This is a genomic window from Bacillus sp. JJ1503 (genome assembly GCF_036965125.1).
Lineage (GTDB): Bacteria > Bacillota > Bacilli > Bacillales > Cytobacillaceae > Cytobacillus.
The window spans coordinates 712-2,990 of sequence record NZ_JBALOZ010000265.1; the positions used below are offsets into that span (position 1 = coordinate 712).

General features: G+C 36.8%; 1 protein-coding gene. It reads right to left on the bottom strand.

Annotated features, from left to right (window positions below; genetic code table 11):
- Positions 1-1,812: serine hydrolase domain-containing protein (locus V7149_RS19525; protein WP_335347262.1), on the bottom strand; the 1,812-nt coding region annotated here is incomplete at its 3' end.
- Between the last annotated feature and the right edge of the window lie 467 nt (positions 1,813-2,279).

The window sequence follows — 2,279 nt, forward strand, 5'->3', positions numbered from 1 at the left end:
AAATATCTTACTATTTTTAAAATGTTTAAAGATGAAATAGGCACAAACTACAGTCATTATAGGGAATAACCAATTTATCCACACATGAATACGCATTTGCGATAATGGTTGAAATGGATCGGACGTAAAACGACTAAATAGGATGATGCTATTTACTATTACTAAGAGTCCCGCACCAGATAATAATGGCGTAGACCAATGCAAGTTTCCTTTCTCTTTCTTCTTTAATTTCCTTACTCCCCATCTAACGGCGAAAACGATTGTATAGAGGATAAACGTTATTACACTAATCAAAATGATCGCTAGGTTTATGTCCACACGCTCCTTTAGTTTTACAGGCAGGTAATCACTGATTACTCCATGTGACATCTTTATCACATTCCCTTTATCATCCAAGTCAAAAGCGATTCGGCTTGTATCTATGCCTGATTTATCTAATAAAGTGAGTGTATCTTCAGCACGTTCATAGAGCAGTGGGCTTGTTTCAATATAGTGGATCGGCTCAGGTGCCATCGTTGATATAAAGTTGATCCCTCCTTGAGGATTTTTTTGAATGGTGACATCAATATTGCCCACAATCGGTAAAAGCTTTAAAAAGTTGGTGTACAGTCCCCTTGCCATTCGATAAGTGCCTTGAACAACCTCGTCATTCTCACTTTTTTCCCCATGTTCAATAGGTTCATTTTTTCCAATTAATTTATCAACTAAATCAACTCTTAATCCTGTCATCTCATTCGCCACATTCATTAGTAGCACATATCCAAACTTTTCTTCCGGAACAAGAGTCAGTTGTGAGGTATACCCAATGACATTCCCACCATGTTCAAGTAACCGATACTCCCCACTATATCGCTCCCAAAATCCATGAGCATTTCCTGGTAAAAGCTCATGAACTTGATATGTTTGTTCATGCATTTTTTCCAAAGTGCTCATATGCTCGAATAATGAATTGTTCTCCGAACCAAGCTGTGCGATCATAAATTGAGCCATGTCCGCTGCTGTCGTATTTAAAGAACCTGCTGGAGCATCATTTACAAATGCCCAATCAACAGCCTCAAAGTGATCACCATTTTTTCGATAGCTTTTCCCTTTAAAATCAGCGATTTTAGGAATCTCAAGATAGTTTGTTGCAAAGGTTGAATGCGGCATTCCAAGCCTTTCAATAATATTTTCCTGCATATAATCGGCATAACTTTTTCCTGACACACGTTCCACAATTAACCCTGCCAACGAAGTACTATAGTTTGAATAAGCTATAACTGTGCCTGGTTTAAATACTTGCTTTGGTTGATAATATTCCGATGATAAAAATTTTTCTAGTGGAATCACTTTTTCTGGATCAGTCGTTAGCAGCTGATCTGCTTTATCCTCGAATCCCGCTGTATGGTTTATTAAATCCAACATAGTAACTTTATCTGGAAATGTGAGGTTAAGGTAGTTTTCAGGTAAGTATTCGCGAATATCAGTTTTTAAATCTAACTTTCCCTGCTCCATTAGCTGCATAACAGCACTCCATGTATATAACTTAGATACCGATCCGGCTTCAAAGACTGTTTTCTCCGGATCGACCGCTAGCTCTTGCTCTATATCAGCCAATCCGTACCCCTTTAATAATAGGACTTTACCATCTTTTACTATAGCTAGGGATGCACCAGGAATTTCCGTTCTAATATACTTCTCCATTATATGATCAACTGTCTCCTCAAGTTGATCCACCTTTAAGCCTGAGGGAACCTGTTTCATTTCGGCAAAAGTTGTAAGTGGGAAAAGAAACAACCCCACTATGAAAAACATACTTATAATTTTTTTCAATCCATACTCCTCCTTTTAGTTACAAGCATTTCTGTTATCCGTAGATAAGACGTACCTTTCTTTGAAATCGTTCATATTAATTGTCATGAAATACAGGATCATTACTGCACGTTAGTTTGACCGTGAATCATAATCGGTGTTTACAACCATTTCTTCTTCTGAAACTGGTGAAAAGCACACTATGATTCAACATCCCAGCACACTAGCCGTATAAAACGAATGTTATACTGTATTTTTGAATCATGCGTTAAAGGATTTGAAAGTAGATTAATTAGAAATGGTTTTTTATCAATTAGAAGGGTTTTGAAAAAAAATAAAAGAAAAAAGAGAGTGGAGGTGACCTTGTTATTCGAAAGCTGATGAATGAGGGGGTATCTTAAACATTATCAAAATGAAATTAAATTCTATACTGAGCATAGGAATGAATGAATTTAGGTCTTATTCCATTATAGGGCCAGATTGTTGAA